The 15,160-nt window shown below is 62.3% G+C and carries 13 protein-coding genes and 2 pseudogenes; 6 read left to right on the forward strand and 9 right to left on the reverse strand.

Going from position 1 to position 15,160, the window contains the following annotated elements; all coding sequences use genetic code 11:
- The first annotated feature begins 3 nt into the window (after window positions 1-3).
- The 6 genes from QRN36_RS18805 (at window position 4) to QRN36_RS18830 (ending at window position 5,809) form a co-directional block, all read left to right on the forward strand.
- A complete protein-coding gene (locus QRN36_RS18805; protein ID WP_285425438.1) occupies window positions 4-849 on the forward strand; it encodes a fumarylacetoacetate hydrolase family protein in 846 nt (281 codons plus the stop codon).
- A 183-nt stretch (window positions 850-1,032) separates the two neighbouring features.
- Complete coding sequence (locus QRN36_RS18810; RefSeq protein ID WP_285425439.1) at window positions 1,033-2,310, forward strand: L-fuconate dehydratase; 1,278 nt, start codon at window positions 1,033-1,035, stop codon at window positions 2,308-2,310.
- Window positions 2,311-2,414: 104 nt separating this feature from the next.
- A complete protein-coding gene (locus QRN36_RS18815; RefSeq protein WP_285425440.1) occupies window positions 2,415-3,296 on the forward strand; it encodes an amidohydrolase in 882 nt (293 codons plus the stop codon).
- On the forward strand, window positions 3,293-4,069 hold the full coding sequence (locus tag QRN36_RS18820; RefSeq protein WP_285425441.1) for an SDR family oxidoreductase: 777 nt from the start codon (window positions 3,293-3,295) through the stop codon (window positions 4,067-4,069). The genes QRN36_RS18815 and QRN36_RS18820 overlap by 4 nt, the downstream gene beginning before the upstream one ends.
- On the forward strand, window positions 4,066-4,413 hold the full coding sequence (locus tag QRN36_RS18825) for an L-rhamnose mutarotase (protein ID WP_285425442.1): 348 nt from the start codon (window positions 4,066-4,068) through the stop codon (window positions 4,411-4,413). Before QRN36_RS18820 ends, QRN36_RS18825 begins: the two co-directional genes overlap by 4 nt.
- Window positions 4,414-4,576: 163 nt before the next feature.
- Window positions 4,577-5,809, forward strand: a complete 1,233-nt coding sequence (locus QRN36_RS18830; RefSeq protein WP_285425443.1) for a sugar MFS transporter — start codon at window positions 4,577-4,579, stop codon at window positions 5,807-5,809.
- Window positions 5,810-5,976: 167 nt separating this feature from the next.
- On the opposite strand, the gene QRN36_RS18835 is transcribed toward QRN36_RS18830, so the two are convergent.
- From QRN36_RS18835 to QRN36_RS18870, 9 genes and pseudogenes are all read right to left on the reverse strand, one after another.
- Window positions 5,977-7,338, reverse strand: a complete 1,362-nt coding sequence (locus tag QRN36_RS18835) for a c-type cytochrome (RefSeq protein ID WP_285425444.1) — start codon at window positions 7,336-7,338, stop codon at window positions 5,977-5,979.
- Between the two features lie 12 nt (window positions 7,339-7,350).
- The gene (locus QRN36_RS18840) at window positions 7,351-9,126 is read right to left on the reverse strand and encodes a GMC family oxidoreductase (RefSeq protein WP_285425445.1); all 1,776 of its coding nucleotides are present in this window, start codon (window positions 9,124-9,126) and stop codon (window positions 7,351-7,353) included.
- Window positions 9,127-9,128: 2 nt separating this feature from the next.
- The gene (locus QRN36_RS18845; protein ID WP_285425446.1) at window positions 9,129-9,869 is read right to left on the reverse strand and encodes a gluconate 2-dehydrogenase subunit 3 family protein; all 741 of its coding nucleotides are present in this window, start codon (window positions 9,867-9,869) and stop codon (window positions 9,129-9,131) included.
- A 204-nt stretch (window positions 9,870-10,073) separates the two neighbouring features.
- A pseudogene (locus QRN36_RS27645) lies at window positions 10,074-10,568 on the reverse strand (methyl-accepting chemotaxis protein); the annotation flags it as partial.
- Window positions 10,569-10,931: 363 nt separating this feature from the next.
- Window positions 10,932-11,756 (reverse strand): annotated as a pseudogene (locus QRN36_RS27650) (cache domain-containing protein); the annotation flags it as partial.
- Window positions 11,757-11,880: 124 nt separating this feature from the next.
- A complete protein-coding gene (gene fhuF, locus QRN36_RS18855) occupies window positions 11,881-12,687 on the reverse strand; it encodes a siderophore-iron reductase FhuF (protein WP_306470473.1) in 807 nt (268 codons plus the stop codon).
- Window positions 12,688-13,521, reverse strand: coding sequence for a formyltransferase family protein (locus QRN36_RS18860; protein ID WP_285425448.1), 834 nt, complete (start codon window positions 13,519-13,521; stop codon window positions 12,688-12,690).
- Window positions 13,522-13,532: 11 nt separating this feature from the next.
- Window positions 13,533-14,519, reverse strand: a complete 987-nt coding sequence (locus QRN36_RS18865; RefSeq protein ID WP_373568770.1) for a TauD/TfdA family dioxygenase — start codon at window positions 14,517-14,519, stop codon at window positions 13,533-13,535.
- Window positions 14,520-14,556: 37 nt separating this feature from the next.
- Complete coding sequence (locus QRN36_RS18870) at window positions 14,557-14,757, reverse strand: MbtH family NRPS accessory protein (RefSeq protein ID WP_093459280.1); 201 nt, start codon at window positions 14,755-14,757, stop codon at window positions 14,557-14,559.
- Window positions 14,758-15,160: the final 403 nt, after the last annotated feature.

The raw sequence follows: 15,160 nt of genomic DNA on the forward strand, positions 1-15,160 counted from the left end.
CCAATGAAACTGCTGCGTTACGGCGAACCAGGCAAAGAACTTCCGGCCCTGCTGGACAAAGACGGAGGCATTCGCGACCTGTCGGAATTCATCGATGACGTGTCAGGCCCGGCACTGAGCCCGGAAAGCATCGCCAGGCTCAAGGCGCTGGACCCGGCCAGTCTGCCGCTGGTGCAGGACTCACCGCGCATCGGTGCGTGCGTGGGTCAGGTCGGCAAGTTCATCTGCATCGGCTTGAACTACGCCGACCACGCGGCGGAAACCGGCGCCGACATCCCGAAGGAACCGATCATTTTCAACAAGTGGACCAGCGCGATCATTGGCCCGAACGACAATGTCGAGATCCCGCGCAACTCCAGAAAGACTGACTGGGAAGTGGAGCTGGGCGTGGTGATCGGCAAGGGCGGCCGCTACATCGACGAAGCCAATGCGATGGATCACGTGGTCGGCTATTGCGTGATCAACGATGTCTCCGAGCGCGAATTCCAGATCGAACGCGGCGGCACCTGGGACAAGGGCAAGGGCTGCGACACCTTCGGCCCGACCGGCCCGTGGCTGGTGACCAAAGATGAGATCGCCGATCCGCATCAGCTCAACCTGTGGCTGGAAGTGGACGGCAAGCGTTACCAGAACGGCAATACCCGCACGATGATTTTCCAGATCCCGAAACTGGTCAGCTACCTGAGCCAGTTCATGAGCCTGCAACCGGGTGATGTGATTTCCACCGGAACGCCGCCGGGCGTGGGCCTGGGCATCAAGCCGGAGCCGGTATTCCTGCGCGCCGGTCAGCGCATGCGCCTGGGCATTGAAGGCTTGGGTGAACAGGAGCAACTGACCGTCGACGCTTGATCAGGATGGCGCCGTCGCACCGACCGACGGCGCTGCACGGAGGGCAGTGAGCACGCTCACGAAGGCGTCGTCCGGACCGCAGAAAACGCGCGGACCGGCCTCGTCGTGAGCACTCACTTCCGCCGGATGACCGCTGCATCCGAGACTCACTGCCTCCCAACAACAATTCCAAAGGGATCCGCCATGACGACCATCACCGCCCTGCGCGTTGAAGACATTCGCTTTCCCACTTCGCAGTCGCTGGACGGCTCCGACGCGATGAACCCCGACCCGGATTACTCCGCCGCTTACGTCATTCTTGAAACCGATGATCCCGCATTGCAGGGCCATGGCCTGACCTTCACCATCGGCCGTGGCAACGAGATCTGCTGCGCGGCGATCAAGGCGCTGTCCGGCGTCATGGTCGGCCTGAAGCTTGAGTGGATCGCCGAAGACATGGGGCGCTTCTGGCGGCACGTCACCAGCGACAGCCAGTTGCGCTGGATCGGCCCGGACAAGGGCGCCATCCACCTGGCGACCGGCGCGGTGGTCAACGCCACGTGGGACTTGTGGGCCAAGGCCGAGGGCAAGCCGGTGTGGCAACTGGTGGCCGACATGAGCCCCGAGCAACTGGTGCGCTGCATCGATTTTCGTTACATCACCGACTGCATCACCCCGGACGAAGCACTGACCTTGCTGCGTGATCGCGCCAAGGGCAAGGCCGAGCGCCTGACAGCGCTGCAGGCCAAGGGTTATCCCTGCTACACCACCTCTGCCGGCTGGCTGGGCTACCCCGACGACAAACTGCGCCGGCTGTGCCAGGAAGCCGTCGACGGCGGTTTTTCGCACATCAAGCTCAAGGTCGGTCGCGACCTGCAGGACGACATTCGCCGGGTGCGCATCGCCCGCGAAGTGCTCGGTCCGGATCGGCATTTGATGATCGATGCCAATCAGGTCTGGGAAGTCGACGCCGCCATCGACTGGGTCCGCGAGCTGTCCTTTGCCAAGCCCTGGTTCATCGAAGAGCCGACCAGCCCGGATGACGTCGAAGGCCACCGCAAGATTCGACTCGGCGTACTGCCGGTAAAAGTCGCCACCGGTGAGATGTGTCAGAACCGCATCGTCTTCAAGCAACTGATCATGCGTGAAGCCATCGACGTGGTGCAGATCGACGCCTGCCGCCTGGGCGGGGTCAACGAAGTGCTGGCGGTCATGCTCATGGCTGCCAAATATCACCTGCCGGTGTGCCCGCATGCCGGCGGCGTCGGGCTGTGCGAGTACGTGCAGCACCTGTCGATGATCGATTACCTGTGCATCGCCGGGACTCACGAAGGCCGCGTGGTGGAGTTCGTCGATCACTTGCATGAACACTTCGAAGACCCCTGCGTGATCCGCGATGCGGCGTACATGCCACCCTCGGCGCCAGGGTTTTCGATCCAGATGAAAGAGGCGTCGAGGAAACAGTATGCGTATCGGGGCTGATCCTGCTTTTACCTGATCAAGCGCTTATCCCTTGCAGGAGTGAGCTTGCTCGCGCCAGCAGATGAGATGTGACAGGCAACGAAAACGGACGGAGTACAACAACAATGTCGTCCCGACACTTGAGCAACCCGGCGGCCGCGTTACGCCTGGACGCTCATCAGCATTTCTGGCGTTACCAGGCGCAGGAGTATCCGTGGATCGACGATCGTCACGGCCTGCTGCGTCGTGACTTTCAACCACAGGACCTGAAGCCGTTACTCGATGCGCACGGCCTGGACGGCTGCGTTGCCGTGCAGGCCCGCCAATGCAGCGATGAGACCGATGCGCTGCTGGCGCTGGCCGATGAGTATCCGTGGATCGTCGGTGTGGTCGGCTGGGTCGATTTGCGCGCGACGGATCTGGAACGCCAGCTGGAAAGCTGGTCGCAGGCCCGCAAGCTGGTGGGCATGCGCCACCTGATCCAGGACGAGCCGTCGCCTTCGCTGTTCATGCAAGACCCGGCGTTCGCCCGAGGCATGCGTCTGCTGCAAGCCCGCGAACTGAGCTACGACCTGCTGATCAAGGACGCCGATCTGCCGGCCGCTGCCGAGTTCTGCAAACGTCACGACGACCATCACATCATCCTCGATCACCTTGGCAAACCCGATCTGTCGCAGGAAAACCCGCTGGCCTGGGCCGACCGCATCAGCCCGCTTGCGGCCCTGCCCCACGTCAGTTGCAAGCTTTCGGGGCTGATCACCGAGGCGGACTGGCAGCAATGGCGACCCGTGCAGCTGCTGCCGTACTTCTACCTTGCGCTGGAGCTGTTCGGTCCGCAGCGTTTGATGTTCGGCTCGGACTGGCCGGTGTGCCAGTTGGCCGGCAGCTACGGCGACGTCCACCACTTATTCGAAAGCGCCCTGCGCGAGCTGTCCGCCGACGAACAGGCGGCGATCCGTGGCGGCACTGCCCTCCGCCTTTATGGCCTGCAAGGAAACTGCCCATGAATCTGCACCTGCAAGACAAAGTCATCATCGTGACCGGCGGCGGCTCGGGCATCGGCGCCGCCATCTCGTTGGGTCTGGCCGAAGAAGGCGCGATCCCGGTGATCTTCGCCAACCAGCCGCTGCCCCCGCCGTTGGCTGCACAGCTCGATCAGCGCCAGCCGCAAAGCCTCTTCGTCCAGGTCGAGCTGCGCGACGAAGCGCAATGTGCCGCCGCCGTCAGCAGCGTGCTCGAACGTTTCGGGCGCATCGACGGGCTGGTCAATAACGCCGGGGTCAACGACAACGTCGGGCTGGACGCGGGACGCGAGGCGTTCATCGAGTCGCTGGAAAAGAACCTGATCCATTACTACCTGATGGCGCATTTGTGCGTCGAGGCGCTGAAAGCGAGCCAGGGTGCGATCGTCAACATCGGTTCCAAGACGGCCCTGACCGGCCAGGGCGGCACCAGCGGCTACACCGCGTCCAAAGGTGCGCAGCTCTCGCTGACTCGCGAGTGGGCGGCCTCATTGCTCGAGGATGGCGTGCGGGTCAATGCGGTGATTCCGGCGGAAGTGATGACGCCGTTGTATGAGCGCTGGATCGACAGCTTTACCGACCCACAGGCGAAGCTGGCGAAGATCGTCGAGAAAATTCCGCTGGGCAAGCGCATGACCACGCCGACCGAAATCGCCGACAGCGTGCTGTTTCTGTTGTCGTCGCGCGCCTCGCACACCACCGGACAATGGCTGGTGGTCGATGGCGGTTACACCCATCTGGACCGGGCGCTGACATGAGCGCGCAGCGACTGTGCCTGGCGCTGGACCTGGCCGACGACCCCGCGTCGATTGCCGAATATCAACGCCTGCACGCGCGGATCTGGCCAGAGATCGCCGCTCACCTGCGCGAACAGGGCGTGCTCGACATGCAGATCTGGCGGCTGGGCACGCGGCTGTTCATGGTCATGGAAACCACCAGAGAATTCAGTGCCGAAGCGATGGACAAGGCCGCTGTCGAGAACCCCAAAGTGCAGGAATGGGAAGACCTGATGTGGGCTTTCCAGAAGCCGACACCCTGGACCGAACCGGGCAACAAATGGCAGCCCATGGAGCGGATTTTCAGTCTGGCGGAGCAGCCTTGATAACGTTCTGAATCTATAGCAGTGAGCTTGCTCGCGATGCACTCAGCCTGACCCACACGTGTCGGCTGACCCACTGATATCGCGGGCAAGCGCGCTCCTACAGGAATCGATGCATCACCCACCGTCACGTTTCACGCCCCAACAAAAACAATAGGAGAGCGTCATGTTGACCAAAGACACGAAAGTCGAAACCCAAGTGTACCGTCGCGCCGAGCCATCGGTGCGGATGGCGTTGATGCTGGTCACCAGCCTGTTTTTTCTCTGGGGCCTGGCCTATGGCCTGCTCGACGTCCTGAACAAGCACTTCCAGGAAACGCTGCATGTCAGCAAGGCGCAGTCCGGCCTGTTGCAGGCGGCCTACTTCGGCGCCTATTTCATCATCGCCCTGCCCGCCGGGTTTCTGATGGACCGCTTCGGCTACAAGGCCGGGATTCTGCTGGGGCTGTGCCTTTACGCCGCGGGCGCGCTGCTGTTCATGCCGGCCGCCAGTGCCGCGAGCTTTCCGTTCTTCCTGTTCGCGCTGTTCGTCATCGCGCTGGGGCTGGGATGCCTGGAGACCGCAGCCAACCCTTACGCCACGGTGCTCGGCGACCCCAAAGGCGCCGAGCGCCGGCTCAACCTCGCGCAGTCGTTCAATGGCCTGGGCCAGTTCGTCGGCCCGCTGCTCGGCGGCGCGCTGTTCTTCGGCGGCGCCCAGGCGGCCACTGACAACAGCTCGCTGCAGACGACCTACGTGGTAATCGCGGTGATCGTATTGCTGGTCGCCGCCCTCTTCGCCCGCACGCCGATGCCCGATCTGCGTGAGCAGGAATCCGGGATTCAGCGCAGCGACAGCAAGACGCTGTGGCAGCACCGTGAATTCGTCGGCGGCGTCGTGACTCAGTTTTTCTACGTGGCGGCACAGGTCGGCGTCGGCGCGTTCTTCATCAACTACGTCACCGAGCATTGGGCGAGCATGACCAGCCAGACCGCTGCCTATCTGTTGTCGGTGGCGATGATCTGCTTCATGTGTGGGCGTTTCTTCAGCACCTGGCTGATGGGACGTATCCCCGCCCAGCGGCTGCTGATGGTCTATGCGTGGATCAACGTCGCGCTGTGCGCCGTGGTGGTCAGCGGTGTCGAGAGCGTGTCCGTGGTGGCGTTGATCGCGGTGTTTTTCTTCATGTCGATCATGTTCCCCACCATCTTCGCCATGGGCGTGAAAAACCTGGGCCCCCACACCAAACGTGGCAGCTCGTTCCTGATCATGGCCATCGTCGGCGGCGCGCTGATGCCGTATTTCATGGGATTGGTCGCCGACCACTTCTCGACGGCGCTGGCGTATCTGCTGCCATTGGGGTGTTTTGTGGTGGTGGCGTTTTACGGGAAGAGCGGGTTGCGCGGGCGGGAGGCGTAATCGGGTCTTTGCCGGCGCGGTCTGTAGGACCGGCTTCAGCCGGTCCTACAGGGTTATCAGCCACGACAGTGCAGCGTGATGCGGTCCTGCAGGTCGAAGTGCCAGTCAATGATCGTTCCACGCAGGGCGTGGGAACGATCAGATTCAGGCTGAGTGAGAGCCGGACCTCAAGGCTTGGCGATGTCCGTGCGGCTCACCGCTGGCGATTCCTTGGGCAGGGTCGCCCGAAGCTTCGTCACCTCCTCGACGTTCACCGCCGGCGCCTGGTTGCCCCAACTGCTGCGGATGAAGGTCAGCAGCTGCGCCACTTCCTCATCCGACAGTCGCCAGGCGAAACCCGGCATGCCCAGTTCCGAAGGCGCCGTTGCAGTGGCCGGGAGCTTGCTGCCCGCCAGCACCAGACGGATCATCGACACCGGGTCTTGCGACAGCACCGATGAGTTGCCCGCGATCTTCGGGAACACCCGCTCGTAGCCCTGACCATTGGTGCGGTGACAGGCCGCGCAGTTGTCCACATACAGCTCGGCGCCGCGACTGTCTTCCTGCCCTGCTGCCAACGCCTTGGCCGTGGCCGGATCAGCGTTGAAGCTTGCGACCTGATCCTTAGTCGGCGGCAGGGTTTTCAGGTAGGCGGCGACGGCTTGCAGGTCTGCATCGTTGAGGTGCTGGGTGCTGTGAACCACCACATCGCCCATCGCGCCACCCAGTACCGCGTGGGTGGTACTGCGTGCGCTGCGCAAGGTCGCCACGATGTCATCGCGGGTCCAACTGCCCAGACCGTCCGCGGGATTGCCCCGCAGATTGACCGCCAGCCAGCCGTCGATCACCGGACCGCCCGACAGATAAGCCTCGCCCGACTCATCCAGCGCTTTCTCCTGCAAGGTCAATGCACGCGGCGTGTGGCAACTGCCGCAGTGTCCCAGTCCCTGCACCAGATAGGCGCCGCGTGCGATCTGCGGATCCTTGTAACGGCTGGCATCGAAGACGACCGCTTGCGGCGCAGGTGCGAACACCTTGCGCCAGATCGCCAGCGGCCAGCGCATCGACAACGGCCACGGCACATCATTGGCGCGGTTCTGGGCAGTAACCGGCGCCACGCCCTGCATGAAGTAGGCATACAGCGCCCGCATGTCGTCATCGCTGGTCCGCGCATAGGCCGGATATGGCATGGCCGGGTACAGACTGCTGCCATTGGCGGCAATGCCATGGCGGACGGCACGGTCGAACTCATCCAGCGTGTAATTGCCGATGCCGGTGGCTTTGTCAGGCGTGATGTTGCTGCTGTACAGCGTGCCGATGGGAGAGGCGATCGGCAGTCCACCGGCGAACGGCTTGCCCCCTTTCGCGGTATGACACGCCGTGCAGTCGCCTGCGTCGGCCAGATAGCGGCCCTTCTCGATCAACGCGGCCTGATCGGCATCCCCGGCAGCCGCAAGCGTCGGGGTTGTCGTCGGCCAGAAGGCGAACACCAGCAGCGCGACGAACACCACCACCGCCAGTGATACCAGGCTCAAGAGAAACTTTTTCATGGTCGTTTCTCCTTATGCCTGAACCAGCGGGCCGGGGTTTTTCAGGTACTGCTCGCGAATGGCCTTGGCCGACCAGTACGCCAGCGCACCCACCATGCCGGTCGGGTTGTAGCCGTTGTTCTGCGGGAACGCATTGGCGCCGATGGCAAACACGTTGTGCACGTCCCACGATTGCAGGTATCGATTGAGCGCCGAGGTCTTCGGATCGCTGCCCATGATCGCGCCGCCACAGGTGTGGGTGCTCTGGTACTTGGTGATGTTGTAGTGCTCGCCGGGTTTCTTGGCGTCCCCCGACAGCGCCGTCGGATTGAGCACCTTCGACATCTCCATGGCCTTGCCCACCAGGAACTGAGAGGCCTTGACCTCGTTGTCGTGCCAGTCGAAGGTCATGCGCAACAGTGGCCGGCCGAAGCCGTCTTTGTAGGTCGGATCCAGGCTCAGGTAATGCTGTTTGTAGGACATGCAGGCGCCCTGCACTTCGAAGTAGAACGAATGACGGAAGGCATCGCTGGCCGCCTGTTTCCATGCGGTGCCCCAGTTCGGCGTGCCCGGCGGTACGTTGATGCCACGCACCGGTCCGGCGCCCGGCTGACGAGCCCAGATGATCCCGCCACCGACGAAACCGGCCTGAGCGTTGTCCAGCTGATTGCCGTTGAGGTTGTCCATCGTGGTGCCGGCACCCCCGATTCCGATGAACTGATTGGCCTGCACGTCCTTGTTGAAAAACAGCACCACGCGGTTGAGGTTCTGGTACGAGTAGTTGCGCCCGACCGTGCCCTCACCGGTTTGCGGATCATACGGTTTGCCGATGCCGGACAGCAGCATCAGGTGCACGTTGTACAGCGAGAACGCGCAGAGCAAGACGAGGTCAGCCTGCTGCTCGACTTCACGGCCCTGGGCGTCGAGGTAGGTCACGCCCGTGGCTTTCTTGCCGTCGCTGTCGAGGTTGACCTTGAGCACCTGCGCGTGAGTGCGCAGCTCGAAGTTCTTGCGCTGACGCAGCACCGGCAGAATGCTGATGTTCGGGCTGGCCTTGGAGTAGTTCAGGCAGCCGTAGTCGCTGCAGAAACCGCAGGCGTTGCACGGCCCCATCTGGCAGCCGTAAGGATTGACATAAGGCGCCGAAGCGTTGGATGCCGGGATCGGATAAGGGTCCCAGCCCATCTCGCGGGCACCTTTGTAGAACATCTCGGCGCCGAGGTAATTGGGGTTCGGGCCCAGCGGGAATTCACGCGAGCGCGAGCCCTCGAACGGGTTGCCGCCGAGCTGCTTGACGCCGTTGATGATGCCGGCTTTGCCGGAGGTGCCGCAGACGTATTCGAAGTGATCGAAATGCGGTTCCAGGTCCTCGTAAGTCACCGGGAAGTCCTGAATGCTCATGTCCGACGGAATGAATTTCGCCCCGTAGCGTTGCTCGACGTTGCTGCGCAGTTTGAAATCTTCCGGCAGCGCGCGGAAATGGCAGCCGGACCAGTGACTGCCCGCGCCGCCGACGCCGGTGCCGGGTTTGAACGAGCCCATCTGCCGATACGGCACGGCCGTCGAGGTCAGGTTGTGCCGGGCGGTGACGGTTTCCTGAGACAGGCTTTGCAGGTAGCGGCGATGCACCGAACCTTCGAGCTCATCGACCACTTTCGGATAGGCGAAATCAGGCTGCGTGTCTCGATCGGCGCCGCGCTCCAGCACCACCACGTGCAGACCGGCATCGGTCAGCTCTTTGGCCAGGATCGCCCCGGTCCATCCCATGCCGACGATCACGGCATCCACTTTCGGTTTTGCGTTCGCCATGATTATCCCCTCCGTCCGGCCAGATCGACGGGCGGCAGCGGGTACGGCTTGTCGCGCACCGTGACCCAGTCCATGTAATCGGCGCGCATGCCGGGGTAGCCGATCATCTTCCAGGCGCCCATGTTCTTGTTGCCGCCGTGGGACGGGTCGGCGAAATAGCCGTTGCGCACCTCGTTCAACAGGTTGGTGAAAAACAGCTTCGAGGAGATGTCTTCCAGCACCAGCTTGCCGCCCTCGGCCGCCTTGAGCAGTTCTTCCTGCTGGGCGTGGGACAACTCGGCGAAGGCCTTGCCGGAGAACGTCTTTTTGCAACTGGCGTCCATCGCCTTGATACCGATGCGCAGGGTTTCGCGCAGGTTCAGGCGGCCTTGATAACCGAATTCCGGTTCGGCTTCGAGGAACGGGCCCTGCATGTACCAGATGCCACCATTGGCGTAAGGCGTCTGCATATGGCGATCGAGAAACTCGGGGACGCCCAGCTCAACGGCGCCGGGGCCGACAGCGTCGGAGGGAATCAGACGGTCGCAGGCGGCGATCACAAACGCCCATTCCTGCGGGGTAAAGAAGGTCGGTTTGTACCCACCGCCCGGGACGGCGGAAGGCGTTTGCCCGGCATCGCTGGCCGGCGTCTGCGCGAATGAACTGGAAGGAAGGCCTGCACTGGCCAGGGTTACGACGGGGATGAGCGTCAGCGACTTGCGTAGAAAATCGCGACGCGCCGGGGAGGTGTCGTCATCGAACATCTTTCACTTCTCCTGAGACTGAACACGGGTGTGCTTCGTTTTTCTTGTGGTTTCTTCTTATGGATCTCCCGACGCAGCGAGCCTGAAAGGTCGCGCGCAGGGAAATTCGATTGCCAGCTAATCATTGCCTGGCTAAGTATTTGCGCGTCACTAAACCAGTTATTGCCGCCCGGTTCTACCCGAGCGGCGGGGTTAAACGATTCATCAGATCTTGAACTGGCGGACCAGCGCGCTGAGATTGCCGCCCAGCGCAGACACGTCGCGCATGGTGCGCGAGCTTTGTTCGGTTTCTTCGGCGAGGTTTTCCACGGCACCGGCGATCTGGTGCACGCTGCGGTTGATCTCTTCAGCGACCGATGTCTGTTCCTCGGCGGCGCTGGCGATCTGCGCGTTCATGGCGTTGATGGTGCCGATCAGCGTGGAAATGGAATCCAGGGAGACGCCGACCTCGTTGGTCTTCTGATTGGCGCCTTCGCCGGCTTCGGTGGAGCGACGCATGGCTTCGACCGAGGCATGGGTGCCCGTTTCAAGTCGGGTGATCATCCCCTGGATTTCCTGCGTGCTTTGCTGCGTACGGCTGGCCAGCGCGCGAACTTCATCGGCGACCACGGCAAAACCGCGCCCGGCTTCTCCGGCGCGCGCCGCTTCGATGGCGGCATTGAGCGCCAGCAGGTTGGTCTGCTCGGCGATCGAGCGAATCACGTCCAGCACCGAAACGATGGAGCGCACGTCCTGCTGCAGGCTGTCCAGGCTGGTGCCGCTCAGGCGGATGTCGTTCACCAGCGAGCTCATGCCAGTGATGCTGGTCCCCACCACTTTACGCGCGGCCTGCCCTTGCTCATCGGTCTGCGAAGCAGCCTCGGCGGCACGCTGCGCACTGCTCGCGACTTCTTGCGCGGCCGCAGACATTTCGTGAATCGCGGTGGCGACCTGATCGGTCTCCTCTCGCTGACGCTGCATCGCCTGCTCCGAGCGCAAGGTCTGCTGCGTGGCCTGTTCCACCAGGCCGGCAAGGTCGGTGGTCATCTGCGCGATCTGCCGGACCATGGCGTGAATCTTGTCGACGAACAGGTTGAACGAGGTCGCCAGATCGCCCAGCTCGTCGCGGCTGGTGACCACCAGACGATGGGTCAGGTCGCCGTCGCCGGCTGCGATGTCATCCAGGTTGGTCTTGAGCACGCGCAGCGGACGGACGATGCCGTTGGCGGTCCAGATGCCTGCCGCAGCGGTGACCAGCAACAGCACCAGAGTGACGACGAACACGCTGGTCAGGATGGTGTGGGTGCGCTGAGTGACTGCCTGCTGCTCCTTCACCATGGCGGCATCGATGTCGTCCATGTTGATCGCGCTGCCCAGCACCATGTCCCACTTGTCCAGGTACACGGTGTAACCGAGCTTGGGCACCTGAACGGCTTCATCGCCTGGCTTGGGCGCGGCGTAATCGATGTAATGCTTACCGTTTTTCGCCACTTCCACGAAGGTCTGGTAATGGTAGGTGCCGTCCGGATCGCGCGTGTCCCAGAAGCTCTTGCCGACGCCGGCCGGGCTGTCGCCGCGGAAGATCCGCACGCCCTTGGTGTCGTAGCCGAAGAAGTAACCGTCATCGCCGTATTTCATCGGCTTGAGCAACTCCAGCGCCTTGTCCCGCGCGGCCATGTCACCGGCAGCGGATGCGTCGTGCAACGGCTTGATCGTGGTCAGCGCCACCTGCACGTAGTTCTGCAACACCTGGCGATTGCGCTCGACCAGTTGCTCGCGGGTTTCTTTCATTTCCTGATCGGCGCTGCTTTGCAGCATCCACGCGGCCACGCCACTGAGAATCAGCGCGAAAAGCAGGGCGGGAATGATGGCAAGACAGAGCAGCTTGCTCTTGACGGTAAGCTTCATGGGGGAAAACACCTTCCAGTCATGTGGTCTTTACCTATCGGCAAGAGGTCATACAACTTGAAAGGTTTTACTGGCTTTTTGACGTCAGGTAAATCAGCAATGGCATTTTTATCGCACGTACACGCTACAAACCGGTTGAAATCAGGTGTGGCCCGGCATCACCGTTTCGCCTGCTTGCACTCAGTGGACAGTTCTCGCAATGAGGCAAATCATCCACCCGATAACGCACGCAGCACACGCGACGCTGGCGTATCAGCGCTGACTGGCCATCAACCGACATGTAGCGTACAGGCTGATACATTGGATTGCGGCGGCCATCGGGCGTGGTCCGGGCGTTGAGCAACGCGTGCCCGTCTTTCAGGTCCGCTCCGGGCATTGCGCCAGCGAGCACCCCCAGCAGCCACTCGAAATAATTGCCGGCATTGCTCCACAGCACTCGGGGCGAGACGCCAGCGTGTCCGGCCAAGGCGTCGATCAGTGGCCGCAGATGGCCTTCGATCAACGCGTCAAAACGCTGAAAAGCGTCGGCCGGCGCGGGTGCCCAGCGCTCACCTTCGTGGGGCAGTTTGAACGCCACGGGCAACTGTTCGTCGTCGAGCACTACGTGCAGGTGGTCGAGGTGTAGCGGCAAGCGGCGGTCAAGCAGCAAGGACGCCGCGACCACCGGCGGGATGAGTTTGATGAAGTAGTATTTGGACCAGATCGACGCCACCCCGCGCAGGTCCGGCACGTGGTAGCGGGTGCCGAAGCGGGTCAGCAGCGGCCCCAGGTATCCGGCGCTCGACAACGTGCGCAGCGGCACGCCCGGACGCGGATCGTCCGCGAGCACCAGCACCTCGCGGTAGTGCTCGAAGTCGGCAATGAACAACGGCGCCAGCGCAGGGATCACGGCATGATCGCCCTGGCTGACGCCGCTCGGGCGCGACGGCAATTAATGAGGCTGACGCCGCGCCAACACCCACAACCCCTGCTCCAGTGCCGGAAACAGGCTGTTGTTGAAGTTGTTCCAGCGCAGTTCCAGGATGGTGTCGTCCGGCGCGATCGGGGTGTCCAGCACATCGAAGATGACCTCACCCGAATCGATCCCGTTGTCGACGTAATGGAACGAGGCGCCGGTCATGTCCACCACCGGAATGTCGATGGTTTCGCGGGTCGTCCAGTCGATCACCTTTTTGCCTTTCGCGCCGTACAAGGCATCGAGGGTCGCGTAAGCGCCGCGACGCTCATACGGCGACTCGAGACGGGTGATCCCCGGGTGAATATTGACGATGCGACGATGAAAATCGGCGCCAGGCCGCACCAGCTCATCGAGGATCACCAGCAGCCCGTCAAGCACCACGACCTCGGCCTGCAGCGCGTGCAGCCGCTGGCCCAGGCGACGCTCGAAATCGGACTTGCCCGCCGGCCGCTGACTGTCTCCCAACGGCAACGCACGATAGGACGACGGCACGTTTTCCAGCAGGTCGTTCATCAGACGCCCTTGCACGGTCAGCTGCGGCGGATAGAACCAATGCTCGCCCTGCCCCGGCGTAAAGCCGTAGTCCTTGATGTTCTCCCGATCGCGGGCCGACGCCGGGTCATCGTCGCAAAGCACCGCTTCCAGCGAGTAGTGATCGCCCAATGGTGTGTGATCCAGCGCATAGGCCAGATACTCCAGCGGTGATTTCATGTAGCGCCGTTCGCCATGGTAATCCACGTACTGGCCGGCCTTGTCGGCCGATGCGTTACGCAACGACCAGACGTAAACAAGTTTGGTTTTTTGCATGAATTCCGGACTCATGGGGTATTGATCAGCGTGTTGCCGTCGACGCCTTCGGCCATCGCCACCACCACCTTGCGCTCACCACTGAAAGGCTTGCGCGAATGCGCGGTGAGCATGTTGTCGAGCATCAGCACATCGCCCGTGCTCCACGGAAAGACCACTTCACACTCGGCGAGCACGCCGCGGATTTCCGCCAGCGCGTCCTCTTCCAGCGGGCTGCCGTCGCCGTAATACACGTTGCGCGGCAGTCCTTCTTCGCCGACGGTGTCCAGCAGAATTTCCTGCATTTCAGGGTCCAGGTTGGACAGGTGGAACAGATGCGCCTGATTGAACCAGACCCAGTCCCGGGTACGTGGATGCTGCGCCACGCCCTGCACCGACTGACGGGTGCGCAGGTCGCCGTCCTCGTTCCACTGACACTCGATCCCACGCTTGCGGCAGTAGTCTTCGACGTCACTGTGGCGGTCGGTGTTGAACACCTGTTGCCACGTCAGGTCCAGGCCGTTGCCGTAATTGCGCACGTACATCAGGCGTTTGTCCTGGAAGCGCTTGCGCAACGCCGGATTCACCCGACGAAAGACTTCGCGGCTGTCGGCGATGGGGGTTTCGCCGCCGCTGGCCGCGGCCTTGGCGCAGTAGAACCAGATGCGCATGGGCCATTCGGTGGTGTAGGCCTGCTCGTTGTGTAGCGGGATCGAGCGGTGCGCCGGGTATTCGGTGGAGGTGTAGACGCCCTTGCCGTCGACCTGGCTGCGTGGGGTCGAGCCGAATTCGTAGTTGAGCAAAGGATGCCCGAAGGCGGCGGCGAACCGTTGAAAGCCCTCGACGCCGTCGCTGGCAAACCCGCTGAACAGAATCGCACCGTCGCGTTCAAGCATTTGCTCGACCACGCCGCGCAGATTGTCGAACTCGGCCGCCAGCGTTGCACCGGTCTGAGCGGGGTAGACCCGCAGCGGGAAGCCGGTTTCGACATGAAGCTGATGTGGCGTAAGCATGCGCATATTCATGGGCAAGACGCTCCGCAGGGAATGGGTTCTGTCAGGCCATGGCCTTGCGCAGGCTCAGGGGACGCATGTCGGTCCAGGTGGTTTCGATGTACTGGAGACAGGTCTGTTTGTCGCCCTCGACGCCGACGCTTTTCCAGCCATCGGGAATCGCCTTGTAGTCGGGCCAGATCGAGTATTGCTCTTCGTCGTTGATGACTACGCGGAACTGAGTGTTTTCGCCGTCAAAGCTCATGTGAGGACCTCGTCAATGTTGAATCGCCGCGTGCAGGCGGCCGTATCTAAAAGACGATCAAGCGAGCGGGATGATTAGTGGTTCGATGAAAAAATCAGAGAGGCGCCTCCATCGCCCAAACGACCATCCGCGCATAAATTCGCGCCACAGCCTTTGTTTTTGATTTTGATTTTGATTTTGATCTTGATCTTCGAACGCAAACGCCCAAACGCCACACATCGCGACTTGGGCGCAGGCCGAGCGCAGGCGACGCGCAGTGGGCCGAGTGGCATGGATGCCGCGAGAGCCGCCACCCGCCATGGATGGCGGATGGCGGCGGGCCCACGGAGCGTCGTCGGAGTGAGGGAATTCCGACGAAGGAGGAACCCAGCCAGGAGCAAGCACCCTTGGTTACTTGGGGTGC

Origin of the sequence: Pseudomonas sp. efr-133-TYG-103a (genome assembly GCF_030209235.1) — a bacterium.
Taxonomy (GTDB): Bacteria; Pseudomonadota; Gammaproteobacteria; order Pseudomonadales; family Pseudomonadaceae; genus Aquipseudomonas.

What these genes read in the sequence shown, in the direction of transcription:
- QRN36_RS18805 (WP_285425438.1), top strand. Translation starts at nt 4, where the DNA reads ATGAAACTGCTGCGTTACGGCGAACCAGGCAAAGAACTTCCGGCCCTG.
- QRN36_RS18810 (WP_285425439.1), top strand. Translation starts at nt 1,033, where the DNA reads ATGACGACCATCACCGCCCTGCGCGTTGAAGACATTCGCTTTCCCACT.
- QRN36_RS18815 (WP_285425440.1), top strand. Translation starts at nt 2,415, where the DNA reads ATGTCGTCCCGACACTTGAGCAACCCGGCGGCCGCGTTACGCCTGGAC.
- QRN36_RS18820 (WP_285425441.1), top strand. Translation starts at nt 3,293, where the DNA reads ATGAATCTGCACCTGCAAGACAAAGTCATCATCGTGACCGGCGGCGGC.
- QRN36_RS18825 (WP_285425442.1), top strand. Translation starts at nt 4,066, where the DNA reads ATGAGCGCGCAGCGACTGTGCCTGGCGCTGGACCTGGCCGACGACCCC.
- QRN36_RS18830 (WP_285425443.1), top strand. Translation starts at nt 4,577, where the DNA reads ATGTTGACCAAAGACACGAAAGTCGAAACCCAAGTGTACCGTCGCGCC.
- QRN36_RS18835 (WP_285425444.1), bottom strand. Translation starts at nt 7,338, where the DNA reads ATGAAAAAGTTTCTCTTGAGCCTGGTATCACTGGCGGTGGTGGTGTTC.
- QRN36_RS18840 (WP_285425445.1), bottom strand. Translation starts at nt 9,126, where the DNA reads ATGGCGAACGCAAAACCGAAAGTGGATGCCGTGATCGTCGGCATGGGA.
- QRN36_RS18845 (WP_285425446.1), bottom strand. Translation starts at nt 9,869, where the DNA reads ATGTTCGATGACGACACCTCCCCGGCGCGTCGCGATTTTCTACGCAAG.
- QRN36_RS18860 (WP_285425448.1), bottom strand. Translation starts at nt 13,521, where the DNA reads ATGCAAAAAACCAAACTTGTTTACGTCTGGTCGTTGCGTAACGCATCG.
- QRN36_RS18865 (WP_373568770.1), bottom strand. Translation starts at nt 14,519, where the DNA reads ATGCGCATGCTTACGCCACATCAGCTTCATGTCGAAACCGGCTTCCCG.
- QRN36_RS18870 (WP_093459280.1), bottom strand. Translation starts at nt 14,757, where the DNA reads ATGAGCTTTGACGGCGAAAACACTCAGTTCCGCGTAGTCATCAACGAC.